The organism is Phytopseudomonas flavescens, from assembly GCF_900100535.1.
GTDB classification, from domain to species: domain Bacteria; phylum Pseudomonadota; class Gammaproteobacteria; order Pseudomonadales; family Pseudomonadaceae; genus Aquipseudomonas; species Aquipseudomonas flavescens.
Map to the genome: position 1 here is coordinate 19,360 of NZ_FNDG01000005.1, position 19,714 is coordinate 39,073.

Consider the following 19,714-nt stretch of genomic DNA (forward strand, 5'->3'; position numbering starts at 1 on the left):
AATTCAGCAGGGGTCACAAGCGCCCGAGGTCATTGACCAGAGCCAGCAGCATCACCCCGATCACCAGGCTGATGCCGATCTGCATCCCCCAACCCTGCACCCGTTCGGAGAGAGGACGACCCCGCACCCACTCGACCAGGTAATAAAGCAGATGCCCCCCATCCAGAACGGGGATGGGCAACAAATTGAGAACGCCCAGGCTGATACTCAGGTAGGCGAGGAAATTCAGGAAATCCCCGAGACCCGACTCGGCCGAAGCGCCCGCCACTTTAGCAATGGTTATCGGCCCGCTCAAGTTTTTTACCGAGAGCTCGCCGAAGAGCATTTTCTTCAGCGAATCGAGGGTCAGGACACTCATCGTCCAGGTTCGCGATGCCCCTTCGCCGATGGCTTCCAACGGGCCATAGCTGACCTCGCGAAGCATTTCGGGTGGCCATTGGGCAGCCGCGACACCGGCACCGAGGTAACCGCTGGCCGCCTCACCGTCACCGCGACTCGCCAGGGTAACGGGCACGTCAAGGCGCTGCCCGTCGCGCTCCAGCGCCAGCGATATCGACCGGCCCGGCAGGCCACGCACGCGCTCGACCAGGTCCTGCCAGTCGGCCAGATTCTCTCCGTTCAGGGCCAGCAGGCGATCACCAATCCGCAGTCCAGCGGCCTGCGCAGGCCCCTGCGGGTCGAACTCCGCCAGCACCGGCTCCAGGCTCGGGCGCCAGGGACGAATGCCCAGCGAGGCGATCGGATCCGGCTCGTTGGCGCCGCGCAGCCAGTTGTCCAGTTCGACGCGGTGCAGGGTATCGCCCCCCTCGTCGGCATGACGGGTCGCGATCAGCAACTCGCCACTCTCGCCAAGGCGTCGTACCAGTTGCAGATTGACGGCCGACCAGCCCGACGTCGCCTTGCCGTTGATCGAAACGATTTCCTCGCCAGCCTGCAGACCGGCGACCTGCGCCAGGCTACCCGCCTCCACCGCGCCGATGACCGGGCGCACCTGCTGGCTACCCAGCATGGCCACCAGCCAGAAGAACACCAGCGCCAGCGCGAAATTGGCCGCGGGCCCTGCAGCCACGATGGCGATACGCTGGCCGACGGTCTTGCGGTTGAACGACTGTTCGACCAGAGCCGGGGGCACCTCGCCCTCACGCTCGTCGAGCATCTTCACGTAGCCGCCGAGCGGGATCGCGGCGATCACGAATTCCGTCCCCTGGCGGTCGTGCCAGCGCACCAGCGGCGTGCCGAAGCCCACCGAGAAGCGCAGCACCTTGACGCCGCAGCGTCGGGCCACCCAGAAATGACCATATTCATGAAAGGTCACCAGCACCCCGAGCGCGATCAGGGTCCCGACGATCATATACAGTGCGCTCATGCCACCTCTCCACGATTCAACCACTGCCCAGCCAATTCCCGGGCCCGGCGGTCGGCCTCGAGCACGGCGTCGAGACACTCGACCGCGACAGCCGGCTCGGCCTCGAGAACGCCGTCAATGATACGCGCGATATCGGTAAAGCGAATCCGCCGTTCGAGAAACGCCGCCACCGCCACTTCGTTCGCCGCGTTGAGCATGGCCGGCGCACTACCGCCCGCCTCTGCCGCCTGCCGCGCCAGGCGCAGGCAGGGAAATCGCAAGTCGTCCGGTGCCTGGAAGTCCAGGCGTGCCACGCTGAGCAGATCCAGCGGTGCGACACCGGAATCGATACGCTGTGGCCATGCCAGTGCATGGGCGATGGGAGTACGCATGTCGGGATTGCCCAACTGGGCGAGCACCGAACCGTCGAGGTAGTCGACCAGCGAGTGGATGACGCTCTGCGGATGGATCACCACCTCGACCTGATCGGGGCGCGCATCGAACAGCCAGCAGGCCTCGATCAGTTCGAGCCCCTTGTTCATCATGCTGGCCGAATCGACGGAAATCTTGCGGCCCATCGACCAGTTCGGATGGGCACAGGCCTGCTCGGGGGTAACCGCCTGCAGCGCCTCGGACGAGGTCTCCCGGAACGGGCCACCCGACGCCGTCAGCAGGATGCGGCGCACGCCGACCGCATGCAGGCCACGGGCGTAATCGCCGGGCAGGCACTGGAAAATCGCATTGTGTTCACTGTCGATAGGCAGCAGGACCGCGCCACTCTGGCGTACCGCGCGCATGAACAATGCACCCGACATCACCAGTGCTTCCTTGTTGGCCAGCAGCACTTTCTTGCCTGCCTCCACCGCCGCCAGCGTAGGCTTGAGCCCGGCGGCACCGACGATCGCCGCCATCACGGCGTCTACCTCGGCATGCGCCGATACCTCGCACAGCCCCGCCTCGCCAGACAGCACCCAGGTATCGAGGCCGGCCAGGCACAGGCGAGCCTGCAAGTGGTTGGCGGCCTGCGCATCCGCGACAACGGCAAATGCTGGTCGATGCACCACGCACAGCGCTTCCAGTTCGCTCAGGCGACTGAACGCCGTCAAGGCGAACACTTGGTAGCGAGCGGGATGGCGAGCGATCACATCGAGCGTACTGAGGCCGATGGAGCCCGTGGCGCCCAGCACGGTAATACGCTGCAACTGGCTCATAAGGTGCCCCAGCCGGCGAGCAGCAGCAGGACGGCGAAGACCGGTACCGCTGCGGTCAGGCTGTCGATACGATCGAGCACCCCGCCATGCCCCGGTAGCAGGTTGCTGCTGTCCTTGATACCGGATTGGCGCTTGAACATGCTCTCGGTCAGATCGCCGACCACGGAAATCAGCACCACCAGGCCCGCAGCCGGCAGCGCCAGCACAAACACGCCAGGTGGCCAACCACGGTACAGGCCGACCACCACGGTCAGCAGCAAACTGAGCAGCAACCCGCCGAACAGCCCTTCCCAGCTCTTGCCAGGGCTTACCCGCGGAGCCAGCTTGCGCTTACCGAAGCGCTTGCCCGAGAAGTAGGCGCCTATGTCCGCGACCCAGACCAGCGCCATGACGGCAAGGATCAGCCAATTGGCCAGCTGCCATTGCTTCAACACCACCAGGCCTTGCCAGGCGGGCAACAGAATCAACAGCCCGATCAGCAAGCGTCCCGGCAGGCCGCCCCAGTAGCGGCTGCTATCGGGATAACTGAGCACCAGAAGGGTCGCCAACGCCCACCACGACACGCCGATACCCAGCACCCAGGGCGCCAGCGCCGGCCAACCGTGCAACGCATACAGCAACAGCGCCACCAGCGCCGCATAAGCGACGCGCAGCGCCTGGGTGGCGAAACCGGCCAGGCGCGCCCATTCCCAGGCGCCGAGCACCACCACCACGGCGATGAACAGCGCGAACGCCTCGCCCTCGAGGAGGAAGAAGCCTGCCAGAGCGATGGGCAACAGGATCAGTGCGGTAATGATTCGTTGTTTGAGCATCAGGCGCGGGCCCCGGCTTCGACTTGCTCACTGGTCTTGCCAAAGCGTCGCTGGCGCTTGGCAAAATCCGCCAGCGCTGCGCGCATGGCGTCGTGCTTGAAGTCCGGCCACAGCAGGTCGGAGAAATACAACTCACTGTAGGCCATTTGCCAGAGCAGGAAATTACTGACCCGATGCTCGCCACCGGTGCGAATGCACAGATCGGGCAAAGGCAGCTCGCCCGTTACCAGGCAACCCTGCAACAGGCTCGGGGTGATGTCCTCGGGCTGCAGATGCCCACCCTGCACCTCGCGTGCGAGGCGCTGGGCAGCCTGGGCGATATCCCACTGACCGCCATAATTCGCGGCGATCTGCAGAATGAAGCGCTTTTCGCCAGCAGCACCCGCCGTCTTGGCCTCGGCCTCGCGCATGGCGGCCTGCAGCTCCGGGTGGAAGCGCGAGCGATCACCGATGATGCGCAGGCTGATGCCGTTCTCGTCGAGCTTGCGCGCTTCCCGGCGCAAGGCGCTGAGGAACAGCTCCATCAACGCGCCGACTTCTTCGGCGGGGCGTTGCCAGTTCTCGCTGGAGAACGCGAACAGGGTCAGCACCTCGACCCCCGATTCGGCACACACCTCGATCACCGCCCGCACGGCATCGACGCCCGCCTTGTGACCGGCCACGCCAGGCATCAGGCGCTTGCGCGCCCAGCGGTTATTACCGTCCATGATGATCGCCACGTGCCGTGGAACGGCCATCACGGCACCGACTTTGCAATTGTCCATGGCGACTTCCTGGCCATCAAACGGCCATCAGGTCCGCTTCTTTCTGCTTGACGGCAGTCTCGATCTCGGCCACGAACTTGTCGGTCAGCTTCTGGATGTCGTCAGCGGCACGACGTTCTTCGTCTTCGCTGATTTCCTTTTCCTTGACCAGATCCTTGAGTTGGCTCAGGGCATCGCGGCGAATGTTGCGCACGGCCACGCGGCCATCTTCGGCGGCGTCACGCGCCTGCTTGGTGAAACCGCGGCGGGTTTCCTCGGTGAGCGCCGGCATGGAAATCAGCAGCAGCTCGCCGAGGTTGGTCGGATTGAAGCCCAGACCGGAGCTCTGAATCGCCTTGTCCACGGCAGCCAGCATGTTGCGCTCGAACGCCACGACCTGCAGGGTGCGCGAGTCCTTCACGGTCACGCTGGCGACCTGATTCAACGGCGTATCGGCGCCGTAGTAAGGCACCATCACGCCGCCGAGGATGCTCGGGTGGGCCTGGCCGGTGCGGATACGACTGAATGCGTGGGCCAGCGATTCCAGGCTCTTCTGCATGCGAACCTGGGCGTCCTTCTTGATTTCGTTGATCATTCTTTACTTTCCTCGACCAAAGTACCTTCGGCGCCACCCACCACGACATTGAGCAGGGCACCCGGCTTGTTCATGTTGAAAACACGCAGCGGCATGTTGTGATCACGACACAGACAAATGGCGGTCAAGTCCATCACGCCCAACTTGCGATCCAGTACCTCGTCATAGGTCAGGCGATCGAATTTTTCCGCGTGCGGATCCTTGAATGGATCGGCAGTGTACACACCATCCACCTTGGTTGCCTTCAGCACCACATCGGCATCGATTTCGATACCGCGCAGGCAGGCGGCGGAGTCGGTGGTGAAGAACGGATTGCCGGTGCCGGCGGCGAAAATCACCACCTCACCGGTTTTCAGGTGGCGCATGGCCTTGCGGCGGTCGTAATGATCGGTGACCCCGACCATGGAGATGGCCGACATGACCAGCGCGGGAATGTTGGAGCGCTCCAGCGCGTCGCGCATGGCCAGGGCGTTCATCACCGTGGCCAGCATGCCCATGTGGTCGCCGGTGACCCGATCCATGCCTGCAGCGCTCAGCGCGGCGCCACGGAACAGGTTGCCACCGCCGATCACCACACCGACCTGTACGCCGATGCCGACCAGTTGGCCGACTTCCAGCGCCATGCGATCCAGTACCTTGGGGTCGATACCGAAATCCTCAGAGCCCATCAGGGCCTCGCCGCTGAGTTTGAGCAGAATGCGCTTGTAGCGCGGTTGACGACCACTCACCTGCTGAGCCATTACCAGTCTCTCCTGCGGCGTAAGAAAACGTGCGAGCCCGATGGCTCGCCCATATCGAGCGCTTCGACAGCGCTCACAGCGGTTCGTGCCCGAGGCACGCACGCCGATTGGAAAAAAATCCCCATTTGAAAAGAGGCCGCGCGCATCAGCGGGCAGCCTCTTCTGGGGCCTTGCAGAACCGCCGATTACTGCTTGCTGGCAGCAACCTGAGCAGCGACTTCGGCAGCGAAGTCGTTCTCGGCCTTCTCGATGCCCTCGCCCACTTCATAACGAACGAAGGAGACGACCTCGGCACCAGCCTTTTTCACCAACTCGCCGACCTTGACTTCCGGATCCATGATGAAAGCCTGCTCAACCAGGCTGGCTTCTGCCAGGAACTTGTTGATACGGCCCTTGATCATGTTCTCGACGATGTTTTCCGGCTTGCCGGCGATCTTGTCGGCGTTCAGCTGCAGGAAGATTTCCTTTTCCTTGGCAACCAGCTCTTCGGAAACCTGATCCGGCGAAACCACGGCCGGGTTGGAGGCAGCGACGTGCATCGCAACGTGCTTGGCCAACTCGTCGTTGCCGCCCTTCAGAACGACCAGAACGCCGATGCGGTGACCGTGCAGGTAAGCGCCCACGGTTTCGCCAGCGACAGCGGTCAGACGACGGATGTTGACGTTCTCACCGCACTTCGCAACCAGGCCTTCGCGAGCGGATTCGCGGGCAGCGATCAGCGGTGCGACTTCGGTCAGGTTCTGAGTGAAGGCTTCATCCAGGCTGTCTTTTACGAAGCCCTTGAAGTCATCCTGCAGAGCCAGGAAGTCGGTCTGCGAGTTGACTTCGATGATCAGGCCACGGCCACCTTCGACGCGAGCGGCGATGGCGCCTTCAGCGGCAATGTTGCCGGCTTTCTTGGCGGCCTTGATGGCACCCGAAGCGCGCATGTCGTCGATGGCCTTCTCGATGTCGCCACCGGCGGCAACCAGCGCCTTCTTGCATTCCATCATGCCTTGGCCAGTACGCTCGCGCAGTTCTTTAACCAGGGCTGCAGTGATCTCTGCCATTTTGAAAATCCTCTTGGTAGGTCTTCAAGCATCGTCCGCCGTGCGGGCGATCAAATCTGTGAGTGGCAAAAAGGGGGCCTAGCCCCCTTTTTGCGCAGCGCATAACACTAAATGCTCCGCGTTACCGCTTAGCCTTCGGCAGCTTCTGCAGCCGGTGCTTCTTCGACGAACTGCTCGGTAGCGCCGCCAGCATTGCTGCGACCACGGACAACGGCGTCGGCCATGGCGCCCATGTACAGCTGAATGGCGCGGATGGCGTCGTCGTTACCCGGGATGATGTAGTCAACGCCTTCCGGGCTGCTGTTGGTATCGACAACGCCGATGACCGGGATGCCCAGCTTGTTGGCTTCGGTGATCGCGATGCGCTCGTGATCAACGTCGATGACGAACAGAGCGTCCGGCAGACCGCCCATGTCCTTGATACCACCCAGGCTGCGATCCAGTTTTTCCAGGTCGCGCGAACGCATCAGGGCTTCTTTCTTGGTCAGCTTGGTGAAGGTGCCGTCCTGGGACTGCACTTCCAGATCACGCAGACGCTTGATCGAGGCACGGATGGTCTTGTAGTTGGTGAGCATGCCGCCCAACCAGCGGTGATCGACGAACGGCGAGCCACAACGAGCCGCTTCTTCGCGAACGATCTTGCCAGCGGAACGCTTGGTGCCGACGAACAGGATCTTGTTCTTGCCAGCAGCCAGCTTTTCAACGAACGACAGCGCGTCGTTGAACATCGGCAGGGTCTTTTCAAGGTTGATGATGTGGATCTTGTTACGCGCGCCGAAAATGTACTTGCCCATTTTCGGGTTCCAGTAACGGGTCTGGTGACCGAAGTGCACACCGGCCTTCAGCATATCGCGCATGTTGACTTGGGACATGATAGTTCCTTGATAAGTCGGGTTAGGCCTCCACGTATCCCAATTCCCAACCCTTGCGGGCACCCAGGAAATCGTGTCGATACGTGTGTGGGGTTTGGCTTTCGGGGTCTGCCCCGTAAAGCGGCGCGTTTTATACCACAAGAGGCGGCCATACGCTACAGGCAGAGAGCCTAGAGTCGTGCGACGGGCACCTCGAGCGGGCCGCCCCCCGGGTGTCGCCGTCACTTGACGCTTGCGGCCTGGAGCCTGGAGCTTAGAATGGCGTCCTTTACAGATACCGAGATCACCATGACCGTCACCCTCAAGACGCCCGATGAAATCGAGAAGATGCGCATCGCCGGCCGCCTGGCCGCCGATGTGCTGGAGATGATCGCCGAGCACATCAGGCCAGGTGTCACCACCGATGAGCTGAACACCCTGTGCCACGAGCATATCGTCAACGTGCAGAAGGCCATTCCCGCGCCGCTCAATTATGGCGCCGCCCCAGGCCGCCCGGGGTTCCCCAAGTCCATCTGCACCTCGCTCAACCACGTGGTGTGCCACGGCATCCCCAACGACAAGCCGCTCAAGGAAGGTGATGTGATGAACATCGACGTCACCGTCATCAAGGACGGCTACTACGGCGACACCAGCCGCATGTTCCACGTCGGCAAGGTGCCGGAGTGGGCCGAGCGCCTGTCGCGCATCACTCAGGAATGCCTGTACAAGGGCATCGAAGTGGTACGTCCGGGAGCCCGCCTGGGCGATATCGGCGAAGTGATCCAGAAGCATGCCGAGAAGCATGGTTTCTCCGTAGTACGCGAGTTCTGCGGCCACGGCATCGGTTCGGTGTTTCACGAGGAACCGCAGGTGCTGCACTACGGCCGCGCTGGCACGGGCATGGAACTCAAGGAAGGCATGACCTTCACCATCGAGCCGATGATCAACCAGGGTCGTCCGGAAACCCGCGTACTGGGCGACGGCTGGACCGCGATCACCAAGGACCGCAAGTTGTCCGCGCAGTGGGAGCATACCCTGCTGGTCACTGCCGATGGCTACGAGATATTCACCCTGCGCGGCGATGACACCATCGCACGGGTTTCGCCCTGATCTCGAACCACGCCTATAGAAGGAAGGCCGCCGCATGCCGCAGGTAGACTCCGAGTTGTTCGATCGCGGCCAGTTCCAGGCGGAACTGGCGCTCAAGTCCAGCCCCATCGGTGCCTTCAAGAAAGCTATCCGCCGCGCCCACGACGTGCTCGATGCACGCTTTCGTGACGGCCGCAATGTGCGTCGCCTGGTCGAGGACCGTGCCTGGTTCGCCGACCAGATTCTGCTGGAAGCCTGGAATCGCTTTTCCTGGAGCGCGGACGCCGAAATCGCCCTGCTGGCGGTAGGCGGCTATGGCCGTGGCGAGCTGCACCCCTATTCGGATATCGACCTGCTGATCCTCCTCGGCAGCGATGACCAGGAAATCTTCCGCGACGCGATCGAAGGCTTTCTTACCCTGCTCTGGGACATCGGCCTGGAAGTCGGCCAGAGCGTACGCTCGGTAGCCGAGTGCGGCGAAGAAGCCCGCGCCGACCTGACGGTGATCACCAACCTGATGGAAAGCCGTACCATCGCCGGCCACGAGCACCTGCGCGGACGCATGCAGGAGGTCACGTCCAGTGCCCACATGTGGCCGAGCCAGGCGTTCTTCCTGGCCAAGCGCGAGGAACAGAAGGGTCGCCACGCCAAGTACAACGATACCGAGTACAACCTGGAACCCAACGTCAAGGGATCGCCTGGCGGGCTGCGCGACATCCAGACCATTCTCTGGGTGGCTCGCCGCCATTTCGGCACCCTCAACCTGCACGCCATGGTCGGCCAGGGCTTCCTGCTGGAAAGCGAATACACCCTGCTGGCGTCTTCCCAGGCGTTTCTCTGGAAGGTGCGCTACGCCCTGCACATGCTGGCCGGGCGCGCCGAAGATCGCCTGCTGTTCGACCACCAGAGCAAGGTCGCCGAGCTGCTCGGTTACCACGAAGGCGACACCAAGCGCACCATCGAACGCTTCATGCAGAAGTATTATCGGGTGGTGATGGGCATCGCCGAGCTCAGCGACCTGATCAACCAGCACTTCGAGGAAGAAATTCTCCGCGACGGTGACAATGGCCCGGCCACGCCGCTGAACAGCCGTTTCCAGGTGCGCAATGGCTACCTGGAAGTCACCCACCTCAACGTATTCAAGCGCACGCCGTTCGCGATCATCGAGATCTTCGTGCTGCTGGCCCAGCACCCGGATCTCAAGGGCGTGCGCGCCGACACCATTCGCCTGCTGCGCGACCATCGTCACCTGATCGACGATGACTTCCGCAAGGACATCCGCAACACCAGCCTGTTCATCGAGCTGTTCAAGAGCGAACAGGGCATCCACCGCAACCTGCGGCGCATGAACCGCTACGGCATTCTCGGCCGCTACCTGCCGGAATTCGGCCATATCGTCGGGCAGATGCAGCACGACCTGTTCCACATCTATACGGTCGACGCCCACACGCTCAACCTGATCAAGCACCTGCGCAAGTTCAAGTGGCCGGAACTGGCGGAGAAATTCCCCCTGGCCAGCAAACTGATCGACAAGCTGCCCAAGCCCGAACTGATCTACCTGGCCGGTCTTTACCACGATATCGGCAAGGGCCGCGGCGGCGACCACTCGGAGCTGGGCGCCCTCGATGCCGAAGCCTTCGGCCAGCGCCACCATCTGCCGGCCTGGGACACCGGGCTGATCGTCTGGCTGGTGCAGAACCACTTGGCGATGTCGACCACCGCCCAGCGCAAGGACCTGTCAGACCCGCAGGTGATCCACGACTTCGCGGCGTTCGTCGGCGACCAGACCCACCTGGACTACCTGTACGTGCTCACCGTGGCCGATATCAATGCCACCAACCCGAGCCTGTGGAACTCCTGGCGTGCCAGCCTGATGCGCCAGCTCTACACGGAAACCAAGCGAGCGCTGCGCCGCGGCCTGGAGAACCCGGTGGAACGCGAAGAACAGATCCGCCTGACCCAGAGCGCGGCGCTGGACACCCTGGTACGCGGCGGCACCGACTCCGACGACGTCGAGCAGCTATGGGCGCAGCTGGGCGATGACTACTTCCTGCGCCACACGGCCAGCGACGTGGCCTGGCACACCGACGCGATCCTCCAGCACCCCGGCGACGGCGGCCCACTGGTGTTGATCAAGGAAACCACCCAGCGCGAATCCGAGGGCGGCACGCAGATCTTCATCTATGCGCCCGATCAGCACGATTTCTTCGCGGTGACGGTGGCCGCCATGGCGCAGTTGAACCTGAACATCCATGACGCCCGGATCCTCACCTCGACCAGCCAGTTCACCCTCGACACCTACATCGTGCTGGAGGCCGAAGGCGGCTCGATTGGCGACAACCCTCAGCGCATCAAGCAGATACGGCAAAGCCTGATCGATACGCTGAAGCATCCCGACGAGTACCCCAACATCATCCAGCGTCGGGTGCCGCGGCAGCTCAAGCACTTTGCGTTCGCGCCACAGGTGACCATCCACAATGACGCCCAGCGACCAGTCACCGTGCTAGAGCTGACCGCGCCCGACCGCCCCGGCCTGCTGGCCAAGGTCGGGCGGATATTCCTGGATTTCGACCTGTCACTGCAGAACGCCAAGATCGCCACGCTGGGCGAGCGCGTAGAAGACGTGTTCTTCGTCACCGACGCCAACAACCAGCCACTCTCCGATCCGGAGCTGTGCACGCGCCTACAGCAGACCATCATCACCAAGCTCTCGGCGACCAGCAGCCCAAGTCCATTGCAGATCGGCATCTAAGCCGTCGTAGAAGCATCGCTGCCGGCGCGAATCGGGGGCGGGCGCACCGCAACCCCGCAGCGTTCATCGCATTCGCTGCGGGGGCTCGGCGCCAGGAAGGCCGAGCCACTGCTGCCGGGTCAGATCCTGAAACTGTCCACCAGTTGCTTTAGACGACCGACCTGCTGATCCAGCTCGGTACAGGCAGCGAGGCTGGACTGCAGGTTGCGTACGCCATCCTGGTTGAGGGTATTGATCTCGGTGATGTCCATGTTCAGGCTTTCGATCACCGAGGTCTGTTCCTCGGTGGCGGTGGCCACGGACTGGTTCATGCCGTCGATCTCGCCGATGCGCCGGGTCACGCCACGCAGGTTCTCGCCAGCCTGCCCACCGATGCGCACACTGTCATCGCTGAAGCGACGGCTTTCGCCCATGGTCGTCACGGCATCACGGGCGCCGGCCTGCAACTGCTCGATCATCTGCTGGATTTCCTGCGCCGAACTCTGCGTACGCTGGGCCAGGTTGCGCACCTCGTCGGCGACCACGGCGAATCCCCGTCCCGCCTCGCCGGCACGGGCCGCTTCGATGGCAGCGTTGAGCGCCAGCAGGTTGGTCTGTTCGGAGATCCCCTTGATCACATCGAGGATCTGGCCGATGTCGTCGCTCTTCTGGCTCAGCACTTCGATATGGCTGCCGGAGGCCTGGATCTTGTCCGACAGATCGCCCATGGAGCCCAGCGTGCGCTCGACCATGTTCTGCCCTTCTTCGGCATCACGACGTGCATCGCTGGCCTGCACCGACGCATCGGCGGCATTGCGGGCGATTTCCTGGGCGGCGGCGCCGAGTTCGTTGATCGCCGCGGCGACGCTGTCGGTGCGCGCGGCCTGCTCGCTGGAGTTGCCCATGGAGGCATTGGAGGCCTGCACCACGGTGCTGACCCGGGCATGCACTTCGCGGGTGGTCGAGGCCACTTCGCGGATCGACTCGTGGATACGCTCGACGAAGCGGTTGAAGGCCCCTGCCAGTTCGCCGAACTCATCCCCGGAGTCGATCTTCAACCGCTGGGTCAGGTCGCCCTCGCCTTCGGCGATGCCACTCATAGCATCGCTCATCACGTGCAGCGGGCGCAGCAGGATGCGGATCAGCATGCCGAGCAGCAGCAGGATGGCGATCACGCCGATCACCGTGGACATCAACGCCGAAAGGCGGAATTCCTGGAGCGCGGCGAATGCCTTGCCCTGGTCGACGGACAGGCCGACGTACCAGCGCACCCCGGCCAGGCCCTGCACCGGCAGGAAGGTGACCATGCGTGCGCTGCCGTCGACGGCCGAGACCTCCTGCAGGCCTGATTCCAGGCGTGGCGCACCCGTGGAGAACAGATCGGGCAGTTTCTTGAGCACCAGGCTCTTGTCCGGATGCACCAGCACCGTGCCTTTCTCATCGACCAGGAAGGCATAGCCCATACCGCCTAGATCGAAGGAGTTGAGAATGTCGTCGATGGTCTGCAGCTTCAGGTCGCCGCCCACCACGCCGCGCAGGGTGCCGTTGGCGGTGACGGGGCGGGTGATGGTGATCAGCAGGCCGTCCCGTGGATCGGCGGCCAGGTAAGGGTCGGTCAGCCCCGGCCCGCTGCCACCCACGGCGCTCTTGTACCAGGGCCGCTGACGCGGGTCGTAGCCGGCGGGCAGCTCGCTGGCAGGAAACTGGGTATAGGTGCCGTCGGCCCGCCCGAAATAGGCATACAGGAAGGCGGCGGCGATGCTGCGGTGCTGCAGGTTTCTGGCCAGCGAATCGGCTGCGCTGTCGTCCTGAACCGTCTCGGCGAGGTTGTCCAGCAGTTGCATGCGGCCGTTCAGCCAGTGCTGGATGTTGCCGGTGGATACCTGGCCGACATCGTTGAGGTAGTTCGCCAGGTTGTCGCGAATCGAGGTACGTTGCAGGTAGTCGTTGTACAGCGCGAACGACGCGAAGGCTGCAATGACCACCAGCGACGCAGCCAGCATGATCTTGTGGCTGAACTTGAGGGTGCGCATAGAGGGTCTCGCTGAAAGGGGGCGGAAAACGGCTTGCGCACAGGCTATCGGCTCCTAGTGGCCAGCCTTTAGACGCACCGGCAGCGACGAGGCGGGCCGATCCCGCCTGTGCCGGCGGGGCGAAAGGGAATTTTCCTGGGAGCGCCCCACGTGCTAGTGTCGGCAGCTTTGTCGCCGCCCCACAAAGGACACGTTGGATCATCATGAACCACGCCCTCGCCCAGTTGCAGCCCTACCCGTTCGAGAAACTCCGCGCCCTGCTCGCCGGCGTGCAGCCTGCTGCCGACCGCTCGCCCATCGCCCTGTCCATCGGTGAACCCAAGCACCGCTCGCCGGCGTTCGTCGCCCAGGCGCTGACCGACAACCTCGAACAACTGGCGGTCTACCCGACCACACAAGGCATTGCGGCATTGCGCGAAGCCATCGCCAGCTGGTGCGAGCGCCGCTTCAGCGTACCGGCCGGCTGGCTGGACCCTGCGTGCCACGTGCTGCCGGTCAATGGCACCCGCGAGGCACTGTTCGCCTTCACCCAGGCGGTGGCCCAGCGCGACGTCGACGGTCTGGTGGTCAGCCCCAATCCGTTCTATCAGATCTACGAGGGCGCAGCGCTGCTCGCCGGCACCCAGCCGCATTACCTGCCGTGCCTGGCCGAACATGGCTTCAATCCGGACTTCGAGGCGGTGGCGCCGCACGTCTGGCAGCGCTGCCAGATCCTCTTTCTCTGCTCGCCCGGCAACCCGACCGGTGCGCTGATTCCGCTGGCAACGCTGAAAAGACTGATCGCCCTGGCTGACCAGTACGACTTCGTGATTGCCGCCGACGAGTGCTACAGCGAGCTGTATTTCGACGAAGACACTCCGCCCCCTGGCCTGCTGAGCGCCTGTGCCGAACTCGGCCGCAACGACTTCAAGCGCTGTGTGGTCTTCCACAGCCTCTCCAAGCGCTCCAACCTGCCGGGCCTGCGCTCTGGCTTCGTCGCCGGTGACGCCGACATCCTCAAGGCCTTTTTGCTCTACCGCACCTACCATGGTTGCGCCATGCCGGTGCACACCCAGCTGGCCAGCATCGCGGCCTGGCAGGACGAGGATCACGTACGCGCCAACCGCGACCTGTACCGTGAGAAGTTCGAGGCCGTGCTGGCAATCCTCGCCGGCGTGCTCGACGTGCAACGCCCGGATGGCGGCTTCTACCTGTGGGCCAGGACGCCGGGCGACGATGCCGAATTCACCCGCGCGCTGTTCGCCCGCGAGCACGTCACCGTGGTGCCGGGCTCCTACCTGTCGCGCGACGTGGAGGGTTTCAATCCTGGCAGTGGCCGTGTACGCATGGCGCTGGTCGCACCGCTCGACGAATGCGTGGAAGCCGCACGGCGTATCCGCCGCTTCGTCGAACAGGCCTAAGCCGCATGGCGCCCCCTCCAGGAGGCGGCGCTGCCGTCAACTCGCCGTGCGAGTGACGGTGAGAACCACCGCCGCAATCCGTTGCACATCCTCGTAGCCGGGCTTCGACAGCTCTTCGCCGAACACATCGGGATCCACTTCCTCGTAGCGCCATGCCAGCGTTGAGGTGCCGAGGGTACGCTGCAGGTAGGCGAGGAAAGGATCACCGCCAGCGGTCATCGCCACACCGGTGTAGAGCAGCAGGCTGCCCCCTGGCGCCAGCCGGGTCGACGCGGCTGCGACGATGGCCTGCGACAATCCCGCGCCAAGGTCACCGCCTCCGTCACGGTAGGCGCGACGCTCGCTGTCGAGCATATAGGGTGGATTGGCGACGATCAGATCGAACTCGCCATCCACACCGCCGAGCAGATCGCTGGGCTGGGCCCGCAGGTTATCCACGTTCGCCAGGGCGGCATTGACCCGAGTGAAGGCCAGGGCGCGGGAGTTGATGTCCACGGCCAGCACCTGCGCCGCCGGCCGCGCCAGGGCGATGGATTGCGCACCGGGGCCGGCACCGCAGCCGATATCCACGGCACGCTCGATCGTCGTGTTCGAGGATAACTGCAGAAACGCCTCGATGGCTCGCACGAAGCGGTAACTGTCGGGGCCGAAAAATACCGCATCGGTCTGCTGCGTCGGGTAACAGGAATGCACGAACAACTGCTCGCCGAGGCTGGAGTAACGTACGGCGCTACGCAGTTGCCCGGACTCCTCGACCAGCACATCGGCCGCCCGCATCAGCCCGAGCAGCTCGGCATCGAGCAGGCCAGCCGCGAAGGGGCGACTCCAGCCGAAAACGCCTTGCAGATCACGGGCCTGCGCATTGCCCGCACGGGTGGTGACCCGCTCGTGGGTCAGTGGCGTGACGGTGGTGAATCGGTAGCCCCGCTCACTGAGCGCCTGGCCCAGCCTGAGGAGTGCCTGCTGGGGTTCGTCAAGCATCGCTGCTCCGGCAAGGGTCATTGGAGATAGGCATTGAACAGGCCCGTCGCCAACAACCCTGCCGGGGTGAAGTGACTGGCGGGAGACATCAGTTCGATCAGTTTTTCCGGCTGCTGGCGAGTCGGCAGTGTGCGCAAGGTGGCGCGCAGAGCCTGGGCCTCATCGTCCAGGCCAACCACCTGCGGTGCATTGGGGCGAGCCACGCTTCGACGGCTGTGGGCACGGCTAGGCGGCGGCATCCAGTCACCGGCGATCCAGTCGTGCAGGAGCTGCAGCTCGTAAGCGCTGAACACACCGAACATGGCTGCCCGGTCGCCCTGCACGAGTTGCCAGAACCGGCTGTTCTGCGGGTCTTCGTTGCGACGGATCCAGCCACGCTTCTGCAACGCTTCGAGCAGGGCGGGTACCTGGCCCGGCTCGCTCAGCCATTGATTGATGGTGCGCCCCTCGAGCCGACAGTAGTCGGAATGCACCTGGGTGGCCACCTGGCGCTTGCGTTCGAGCATGTCGCACAGCTGCTCCTCGAGATCGAAGGCGGCGATCACCGCGGTACTGCCCACGCCCAGGTCGTTGAGCCGGTAGCCGCGCATCACCCGGCGGTAGAAGGCCTCACGGTCGCCGACCAGCGGCAGGTTGTCCAGCAGCGCCTGCACGGCCTTCTGCGCATGCCCGGTACCGGCGTTGTCGATGGTCACGTGCAACTGGAAATAGTAAGGATCGATATCCAGCTCGGTGAGTTCGTAGCGGGTGATCAGCAGGTGCAGGGGCAACTGTTCGTAGCCGAGGTTGTAGCCGATCACCTCGGGCAGGTAGTGGTCGGCCAAGTGGCCAAGGGCAAGCTGCTGGGCGCCCTGGAGGAAATGCCGGTCTTCCAGTTCGGCCAGCTCGTCGCAGCCGTGCTGACTGAGCAACTGCTTGTACAGCAGCACATGGTTCATCCCGGCAACACCATCGCCCAGTTCTTCGAGGTAGGTGCGCAACAGCGGACGCAAGCGCAGCTCCTGCCAATGCTTGAGCAGGCCATAGAGCCAGGCACCATCGACCAGTTTGGTGGGCGCCACGTGACGCAGGAAATACAGGGCATGAGCGCGGTTGCTGAAATAACGCCTGGGCGCGCCCTCGCGTCGCTCTTCCAGGTACTGCCCGTAGGCCTGCGTGGTGCGCTGTGCGGCATCGCGCATCCAGCCCAGCAAAGCGTCCGGCTGTACCGGCATGTCGCAAGGCAGTTGCTCGGCTGCGTCCAACTGTGCCTCGAGAAAACTGCGTGCCTGCTCCAGCACTTCATCAGCCAGTTGCGGTTGCAGCAGGCCTTCGTAGAGCGCGTGAGCGGAGCCGGATGGCAGCAAACGGCAGGGTTCCCGAGACGTGGTGAAGATCGGCGTCAATGTAGTCATGGTCGTAGCCTTGCGTGGGCAGTTCGAAGGCGCTTGTTCGAGAACAGCGCTCGGGAGTGATCCCCGGATGTGGCCGTGTTGCCATCGGCAGGCTCTCGCCCCCTCCCGTCAGCCATGGCCTTATGCAATAAGGGAGGATGCTGGACGAGGAAAGATTCAACTTGAAGGATCGGCGGTAGCGGCAGCCCCGACCTGCATGCAAGGCGGCATCCCGCCGGTCAGCACCAATACCGCTCAGGCGGCGGCACTCAGTGGTGATCGAGACGTGCGCACAGCACCCAGTCGTGCAGCAGTACCCGCAGTTCGTCGAACTTCACCGGCTTGGCCAGGTAGTCGCTCATGCCAGCCGCCAGGCAGCGCTCGCGGTCGCCAGACTGGCTGTGGGCCGTGATCGCCAGCACCGGCAGCTCGGCGCAACCGGGTAGCAGGCGCAGTGCCCGGCAGGTGGCGAAACCATCCATCACCGGCATCTGACAATCGAGAAGCACGGCATCGACCGACTCGCGCTGCAGGCACTCCAGGGCTTCGCTGCCGTTGTCCGCGGTGCGTACCCGGTAACCGAGCTTGAGGAGCATGCCGCGAATCACCAGTTGATTGATCGCGTTGTCCTCCACCACCAGCACGGTACATTGCTCGGCCACGCGCACCGGGCTGCCGCTGGCACGGCGCACCACCGGTTGGCTACCGCCCTTGTGCACCGGCAGCGCCAGGGTCAGGCTGAGCCTGAAGATGCTGCCGCCGTCACCCGCACGATTGGGCTCGTAGGCCAGGTTGCCGCCCAACAGTTCGACCAGTTGCCGGCAGATGCTCAGGCCGATGCCCAGGCCACCGTATTGACGGGTCATCGAATTGTCGAGTTGATGGAAACGGCGATACAGGTCGGCCTCGCGCACCTGCTCCAGGCCGATCCCGGTGTCGATCACCTCGAAGCTCAACGGCAGGCTATCGAGGGTCGGCTCGCCCACGCCGCGCACGCGCAGACAGACCTTTCCCGCCGGGGTGAACTTGATGGCGTTGTCGAGCAGGTAACCAAGGCCCTGCGCCAGTTTCAGCGCATCGCCCTCCACGGTGTCGGGCAGCCGCTCGTCCAGATCGAGGGAAAACATCAAGCCCTTGTCGCGGGCGCGGCCTTCGTGATTGGCGCACACACCGTCGAGCAGGCCGCGCAGGCTGAAGGTTTCACGCCGCGGATACAGTCTGCCGGACTGCAGTTCGGTGAGTGCGAGGATGTCGTTGACCATCTGCATCATGTCCCGCGCCGACCGCGTAGCGGTCTTCTGGTACTGCTCGACCTCCGGGTCCAGGCGCAGGGTCTGCATCAACTCCAGGCAGCCGATCACCCCGTTCATCGGCGTGCGCAACTCATGGGTCACGGTGGCCAGGAAGTCGTCCTTGAGGCGGTTGCTGTCGGCCAGCTCGTGGTTCAGGGCCTCCAGTTTGGCACTGGCGCTTTGCAGGATGCGCGCGCGCTCCTCCTTCATCGCGTTGATACGGTCGGCCAGCGCCAGGGACAGCAAGGCGACCTCGATCGCGCTACCGATCTGGCTGGCGTACATGGTCAGGAACACGTTGGGCAGGTAACCGAGCACCATCAGCGTATTGACCACGCCACCGAGCAGGAAGGCCGCCCAGGCGATGATGAAGTAGCGTGCCACCCGCATGCCGCGCAGCCAGGCGAGCCCCCCGGCGACGGACACCACCAGGGTGAACACCAGCGCCAGCACGGTGGCCAGGCGCAGCGAAACGGCATAGCTGACGGTCAACGCCAGTGCCATCACCAGCGTGCCCCAGACCACCAGCAGCAACAGGCAGCGATCCACCCAGGGGCTATGTTGGCGGGTCTGCAGGAAACTGCGCGCGAACTGGCAGCCGAACAATGCCGTGGCGCCGATCAGGAAGGGCGTGGCGACGTTCGCCCACCAGGGATTGTCGGGCCAGAAGAACTCGATGCCGGCACCGTTGACCGAGACCTGGTAGAGCCCGAACGAGGCGATATAGCAGATGTAATACAGGTAACTGGTGTCGCGCACGCTGATGAAGATGAACAGGTTGTAAATCAGCATCACCAGCAATACGCCGTAGATGATGCCCAGCACGTAGATACGTGCCGGCTGCTCTTCCAGGTAGGCGGTGGGCGACCAGAGGGTCAGCGGCGCCTGAATGGAGCCCTGGCTCTCGAGCCGCAGGTAGATGCGGCGTACCTGTTCCGGCTTGAAATCGAGGGGGAACAGGTAATTGTTCTGGCGGATTTCCCGGCTGGAAAACGGCAGCGCGTCACCGGTGCGCTGGGTCAGGCGAAAGCGGCCATCTGCGCCCTCCTCGTAGAGCTCCAGCCGATCCAGCGGCGGATAGGCCAGCTCCAGCAGCCAGTGCAGATGATGACGGGCCTGTTCGGCATGACGAGGCTGGTATTGCAGGTCGATGCGTACCCAGAAGGCCGACCGGGAATAGCCCGCATTCAATACCGGTTTGTCGTGTTCGCGGAAACTGCCTTGCAGGGCACTGGAGGTGATGTCGTCGATGCTCCTGTCACCGCGCACGTCCTCGAACACGGACATCAACTGCCCGAGCGGCAGGGCCCGGGTGGTGTCGTCGAACACGGCCGGTCCCGCAGCACTCGCCAGTATCGGGCAAATGGCCAGAACAATGATCAGAAAAGAACGCATGCAGCCCCGCTGATGACCCTGGTGCACGGTACCGGAGAGCCCTATGCCCTCTTCGTGATACCGGCTTGCACGGT

At 63.7% G+C, this 19,714-nt stretch carries 15 protein-coding genes; 3 read left to right on the top strand and 12 right to left on the bottom strand.

Translation table 11 applies throughout. The annotated features are described in order from the left end of the window. Window positions 1–13: 13 nt before the first annotated feature. From rseP to rpsB, 8 genes are all read right to left on the bottom strand, one after another. The gene (rseP, locus tag BLR94_RS07855; protein ID WP_084304210.1) at window positions 14–1,366 is read right to left on the bottom strand and encodes an RIP metalloprotease RseP; all 1,353 of its coding nucleotides are present in this window, start codon (window positions 1,364–1,366) and stop codon (window positions 14–16) included. After that, window positions 1,363–2,556, bottom strand: coding sequence for a 1-deoxy-D-xylulose-5-phosphate reductoisomerase (gene ispC, locus BLR94_RS07860; RefSeq protein WP_084304211.1), 1,194 nt, complete (start codon window positions 2,554–2,556; stop codon window positions 1,363–1,365). The genes rseP and ispC overlap by 4 nt, the downstream gene beginning before the upstream one ends. Continuing rightward, complete coding sequence (locus tag BLR94_RS07865; protein ID WP_084304212.1) at window positions 2,553–3,368, bottom strand: phosphatidate cytidylyltransferase; 816 nt, start codon at window positions 3,366–3,368, stop codon at window positions 2,553–2,555. Before BLR94_RS07865 ends, ispC begins: the two co-directional genes overlap by 4 nt. Continuing rightward, window positions 3,368–4,132 carry a polyprenyl diphosphate synthase gene (gene uppS, locus BLR94_RS07870; RefSeq protein ID WP_084304213.1) on the bottom strand — a complete coding sequence of 255 codons (765 nt, stop codon included), beginning with the start codon at window positions 4,130–4,132 and terminating at the stop codon, window positions 3,368–3,370. The genes BLR94_RS07865 and uppS overlap by 1 nt, the downstream gene beginning before the upstream one ends. 16 nt (window positions 4,133–4,148) lie before the next feature. Next, complete coding sequence (gene frr / locus BLR94_RS07875) at window positions 4,149–4,706, bottom strand: ribosome recycling factor (protein ID WP_084304214.1); 558 nt, start codon at window positions 4,704–4,706, stop codon at window positions 4,149–4,151. Next, window positions 4,703–5,446 (bottom strand): UMP kinase, encoded by a 744-nt coding sequence (gene pyrH, locus BLR94_RS07880; RefSeq protein WP_042555172.1) that lies wholly within the window; start codon window positions 5,444–5,446, stop codon window positions 4,703–4,705. Before pyrH ends, frr begins: the two co-directional genes overlap by 4 nt. A gap of 185 nt (window positions 5,447–5,631) precedes the next feature. Beyond that, the gene (gene tsf / locus BLR94_RS07885; protein WP_084304215.1) at window positions 5,632–6,495 is read right to left on the bottom strand and encodes a translation elongation factor Ts; all 864 of its coding nucleotides are present in this window, start codon (window positions 6,493–6,495) and stop codon (window positions 5,632–5,634) included. A gap of 128 nt (window positions 6,496–6,623) precedes the next feature. Further along, window positions 6,624–7,367, bottom strand: coding sequence for a 30S ribosomal protein S2 (gene rpsB, locus BLR94_RS07890; protein ID WP_084304216.1), 744 nt, complete (start codon window positions 7,365–7,367; stop codon window positions 6,624–6,626). A 288-nt stretch (window positions 7,368–7,655) separates the two neighbouring features. On the opposite strand from rpsB, the gene map reads away from it, so the two are divergent. Next, window positions 7,656–8,456 (top strand): type I methionyl aminopeptidase, encoded by an 801-nt coding sequence (gene map / locus BLR94_RS07895; RefSeq protein WP_084304470.1) that lies wholly within the window; start codon window positions 7,656–7,658, stop codon window positions 8,454–8,456. A 34-nt stretch (window positions 8,457–8,490) separates the two neighbouring features. After that, window positions 8,491–11,187 (top strand): [protein-PII] uridylyltransferase, encoded by a 2,697-nt coding sequence (locus BLR94_RS07900; RefSeq protein ID WP_084304217.1) that lies wholly within the window; start codon window positions 8,491–8,493, stop codon window positions 11,185–11,187. A 119-nt stretch (window positions 11,188–11,306) separates the two neighbouring features. Here the strand turns inward: BLR94_RS07900 and BLR94_RS07905 are convergent, their stop codons facing one another. Next, window positions 11,307–13,199, bottom strand: coding sequence for a methyl-accepting chemotaxis protein (locus BLR94_RS07905; protein ID WP_084304218.1), 1,893 nt, complete (start codon window positions 13,197–13,199; stop codon window positions 11,307–11,309). A gap of 203 nt (window positions 13,200–13,402) precedes the next feature. Here BLR94_RS07905 and dapC point away from each other — a divergent pair, with 203 nt between their 5' ends. After that, the gene (gene dapC / locus BLR94_RS07910; protein WP_084304219.1) at window positions 13,403–14,599 is read left to right on the top strand and encodes a succinyldiaminopimelate transaminase; all 1,197 of its coding nucleotides are present in this window, start codon (window positions 13,403–13,405) and stop codon (window positions 14,597–14,599) included. Window positions 14,600–14,635: 36 nt separating this feature from the next. On the opposite strand, the gene BLR94_RS07915 is transcribed toward dapC, so the two are convergent. The 3 genes from BLR94_RS07915 to BLR94_RS07925 form a co-directional block, all read right to left on the bottom strand. Beyond that, the gene (locus tag BLR94_RS07915; RefSeq protein WP_084304220.1) at window positions 14,636–15,580 is read right to left on the bottom strand and encodes a N5-glutamine methyltransferase family protein; all 945 of its coding nucleotides are present in this window, start codon (window positions 15,578–15,580) and stop codon (window positions 14,636–14,638) included. Between the two features lie 17 nt (window positions 15,581–15,597). After that, entirely contained in the window at window positions 15,598–16,974 is a 1,377-nt protein-coding gene (locus tag BLR94_RS07920; protein ID WP_084304221.1) for an iron-containing redox enzyme family protein, read from the bottom strand. Window positions 16,975–17,222: 248 nt separating this feature from the next. After that, window positions 17,223–19,640: a hybrid sensor histidine kinase/response regulator gene (locus tag BLR94_RS07925; protein ID WP_084304222.1), complete on the bottom strand. Its 2,418-nt coding sequence runs from the start codon at window positions 19,638–19,640 to the stop codon at window positions 17,223–17,225. Window positions 19,641–19,714 lie beyond the last annotated feature (74 nt).

Coding starts and splice junctions, on each gene's coding strand:
- BLR94_RS07920 (WP_084304221.1), bottom strand. CDS start 16,974: ATGACTACATTGACGCCGATCTTCACCACGTCTCGGGAACCCTGCCGT.
- rseP (WP_084304210.1), bottom strand. CDS start 1,366: ATGAGCGCACTGTATATGATCGTCGGGACCCTGATCGCGCTCGGGGTG.
- BLR94_RS07925 (WP_084304222.1), bottom strand. CDS start 19,640: ATGCGTTCTTTTCTGATCATTGTTCTGGCCATTTGCCCGATACTGGCG.
- frr (WP_084304214.1), bottom strand. CDS start 4,706: ATGATCAACGAAATCAAGAAGGACGCCCAGGTTCGCATGCAGAAGAGC.
- map (WP_084304470.1), top strand. CDS start 7,656: ATGACCGTCACCCTCAAGACGCCCGATGAAATCGAGAAGATGCGCATC.
- BLR94_RS07900 (WP_084304217.1), top strand. CDS start 8,491: ATGCCGCAGGTAGACTCCGAGTTGTTCGATCGCGGCCAGTTCCAGGCG.
- BLR94_RS07905 (WP_084304218.1), bottom strand. CDS start 13,199: ATGCGCACCCTCAAGTTCAGCCACAAGATCATGCTGGCTGCGTCGCTG.
- pyrH (WP_042555172.1), bottom strand. CDS start 5,446: ATGGCTCAGCAGGTGAGTGGTCGTCAACCGCGCTACAAGCGCATTCTG.
- dapC (WP_084304219.1), top strand. CDS start 13,403: ATGAACCACGCCCTCGCCCAGTTGCAGCCCTACCCGTTCGAGAAACTC.
- BLR94_RS07865 (WP_084304212.1), bottom strand. CDS start 3,368: ATGCTCAAACAACGAATCATTACCGCACTGATCCTGTTGCCCATCGCT.
- BLR94_RS07915 (WP_084304220.1), bottom strand. CDS start 15,580: ATGCTTGACGAACCCCAGCAGGCACTCCTCAGGCTGGGCCAGGCGCTC.
- ispC (WP_084304211.1), bottom strand. CDS start 2,556: ATGAGCCAGTTGCAGCGTATTACCGTGCTGGGCGCCACGGGCTCCATC.
- tsf (WP_084304215.1), bottom strand. CDS start 6,495: ATGGCAGAGATCACTGCAGCCCTGGTTAAAGAACTGCGCGAGCGTACT.
- rpsB (WP_084304216.1), bottom strand. CDS start 7,367: ATGTCCCAAGTCAACATGCGCGATATGCTGAAGGCCGGTGTGCACTTC.
- uppS (WP_084304213.1), bottom strand. CDS start 4,132: ATGGACAATTGCAAAGTCGGTGCCGTGATGGCCGTTCCACGGCACGTG.